The following is a 3,173-nucleotide window of genomic DNA, read 5'->3' as shown; positions in this document are numbered from 1 at the left end:
TGGCCACCCGCACCCCGGTCGGCGAACCCCTCACCGGCCACCACGGGGCGGTGCTGGCGGTGGCGGTGACCTCGGACGACGCCCAGGTCATCACCGGCGGCTCCGACGCGACGGTGCGGGTGTGGGACCTGGCCACCCGCACCCCGGTCGGCGAACCCCTCACCGGCCACCACGGGGCGGTGCTGGCGGTGGCGGTGACCTCGGACGACGCCCAGGTCATCACCGGTGGTTACGACGGGACGGTGCGGGTGTGGGACCTGGCCACCCGCACCCCGGTCGGCGAACCCCTCACCGGCCACGACGGGGCGGTGCTGGCGGTGGCGGTGACCTCGGACGACGCCCAGGTCATCACCGGTGGTTACGACGCGACGGTGAGGGTGTGGGACCGGGCCACCCGCACCCCGGCCGGCGCCCCGGTCGGCGACGCCCTCACCGGCCACCACGGGCCGGTGTGGGCGGTGGCGGTGACCCCGGACGGCACCCAGATCATCACCGCCGGCGACGACGGAACGGTGCGGGTGTGGCTGTGGGTGTGGGGCCAGGCCACCCGCACCCCGGTCGGCCCCCAGGTCCGCTCCTTAACGGTACCCCAGGTCGGCGAACCCCTCACCGGCCACCACGGGCCGGTACGGGCGGTGGCGGTGGCCCCGGACGGCGACGCCCAGATCATCACCGGCGGCTCCGACGGGACGGTGCGGGTGTGGGACCTGGCCACCCGCACCCCGGTCGGCGAACCCCTCACCGGCCACCACGGGCCGGTGCTGGCGGTGGCGGTGACCCCGGACGGCACCCAGATCATCACCGCCGGCGACGACGGGACGGTGCGGGTGTGGTCTGTTCCGGGGGCCCGGGCGCCGGTGGCGGAGATGGTGACCGACGCCGAGGCCGAGCAGGATCGGCTCGGAATCACCCGGGATGTGGCGACGCTGGCGGCGTTGCTGGCCGGGGTGGCGACCCGCCCACCGCTGTCGGTGGCGGTGATGGGCGACTGGGGCTCGGGCAAGTCGACGTTCATCCATCACCTGGCCCGCCACGTCGAAGGCCTGGCCGGCAGCGACCCGGTCGCCTATGTGGGGCAGATCCGGCAGGTGCAGTTCAACGCCTGGCACTACAGCGACGACCAGCTGTGGGTCGGGCTGATCGAGCAGCTGTTCGATCAGCTGCGGCCCGCGACACCGGCCCCGGCCGGACCCGACGAGGCCGCCCTGGAGGATCTGGAGACCCGCCTGGCCTCGGCTCAGGCCGAACAGGCCCGCCACGAGGAGGTCCTGGCCGAGATCGACCGCCTCGATCCGGAGCGGGGGTGGTGGGGATGGCTGGGGCAGATCCACCGGAGCTGGTTGGTCGCCCGCGCGGCCGGTACGGACGCCGGACGTGAGCTGCGGGCCCAGGGTGCGTGGGCGTCGTTGGCGTGGGTGGCGGTGGCGGTCGCTGCCGTGGCCCTGTCCCTGCTGGCCGAACCGCACCTGACTGGTGTCTGGGCCCAGCTCGTCACCACTGTCGGCTGGGTGGGCCCGCTCGCCGCCGCCGCCGGGCTGGTCTACACCCGGCTGCGTACGGTGTGGCGGGTCGCCACCGAGCACACCGACACCGCCCGCAAGCGGCTGCTCGAACGTCGGCACCAGCGACAGGCCGAGATCGAGACCCTCGAGGCCCGGCTGGAGCGGCTGGATCCGAGCCGGCGGCTGGACCGGCTACTGGGCGAGCTCGCCGACGGCGAGCGCTACCAGTCCTACCGCGGGCTGACCGGCCGGATCCACCGCGACCTGCGCGCGCTCTCCGACGCACTCACCGCCACCGAGAACGATCGGGGTGGGCCGTGGCGCATCATCCTCTACGTCGACGACCTCGATCGCTGCTCCCCGGCCCGGGGCGCCGAGGTCCTCCAAGCGGTGAACCTGTTGCTGACGATGCGACTGTTCCTGGTCGTGGTCGCCGTCGACCCGCGCTGGCTGCTCCGCGCCCTGACCCACCACCACGGCGACCTGCTCACCCCCACCGACACACCCACCACCATCACCACGGCTGCAGACCTGCCCGAGGACTCCGGTGATCTCGTGGGGGCGGTCCGGGCCGGGCGTGGTGGGGTCCTGGACTACCTCGACAAGATCTTCCATCTCCCCTACGCCATGGCCCCGATGCAGTCCCGCGCCGCCGACATGCTCCGCGACCTGCTCCCCACCGCGGACCCGACCGCCACGCCGCGCGCCCCCCAACCACCCGGGCCCGGTGCCGACCGCGCCGCTACCCCGCCCCCGGCCAGCACAGCGCCCAGCCCCCAGGGGCCGGTCACGGGCCGGCCGTCACGCGGCCCCACCCGCCAACCGTCACGACCCGAGCCGCCGACGCCGGCACAGCGGTCGGCTGGTCCGCGGTTCGTGGGTGGAGCGCTCGTGCGGCTGCAGCTCGATCCTCGCGAGATCGAGTTCCTGGCCCGTCTGGCCGAGTACCTGCCCACCCCGCGCTCGGTGAAAAAGCTCAGCAACATCTACCGCCTGCTCCGCATCGGCGTCCCCCTCACCGACATCGAGGAGTTCCTCGGCGACGAACAAGGCGGACCCTTCCAGGCGGCCGGGTTGCTGCTGGCCACCATCATCAGCGTCCCCGGCGCCGCCGCGCCCCTGATCCGCCAGCTGCCCCGCGCCACCGGCGAGAACATCGGTGATGCCCTGGCCGAGATCACCAACCCCGCCGCGCACTACCTGCGCGATACCCTCACCCAGCTCGCCCAGGCCGGTCCCGTCCACACCGCCACCCGCACCTACCAGCGCTGGGCGCCCGCCGTGGCCCGCTACAGCTTCGAGACCTACGACCTGTTCGTGCCCCCACCCCGACTCCGCCCACCCCTCGCATAGGGCACGGCCGCGGGCTCCGGCACAGCCGGGCCCCGTCGCCGGGGGTCGGCAGCTCTGTCAGTGGTGGCCGAGGTGGTCGCTGGCCCGTGCCGCGGCGGCGAGTGCGGTCACGAGCGGGCCGAGTGCCACCCGGGCCTGGTCCAGCGCCCCGGCCATCTCCCGGCAGGTGTCGGCCCCCGACCGGTCACCACGGTCGTCGTAGAGGGTGAACGCCTCGGGGAGGTGGCCGGTGACGTGCGCGGACAGCTGCGCGAGCAGCTGATCCCACCGTGCGGCCGCGGACTCGACCGCGGCGACGAGCTGCGCTACTGCGGCGGG

2 protein-coding genes are annotated in these 3,173 nt (G+C 74.3%); one reads left to right on the top strand and one right to left on the bottom strand.

Going from position 1 to position 3,173, the window contains the following annotated elements; all coding sequences use genetic code 11:
• Nucleotides 1–2,855 (top strand): P-loop NTPase fold protein (locus AB0J24_RS21805; protein WP_358684126.1); only part of this gene is annotated, 2,855 nt, incomplete at its 5' end.
• A 57-nt stretch (nt 2,856–2,912) separates the two neighbouring features.
• Here the strand turns inward: AB0J24_RS21805 and AB0J24_RS21800 are convergent.
• Nucleotides 2,913–3,173 (bottom strand): hypothetical protein (locus AB0J24_RS21800; protein WP_358684124.1); only part of this gene is annotated, 261 nt, incomplete at its 5' end.

The sequence above is a fragment of the Pseudonocardia sp. NPDC049635 genome, from assembly GCF_040659795.1.
GTDB lineage: Bacteria > Actinomycetota > Actinomycetes > Mycobacteriales > Pseudonocardiaceae > Pseudonocardia.
This window is presented reverse-complemented; position numbering and strand designations above follow the sequence as displayed.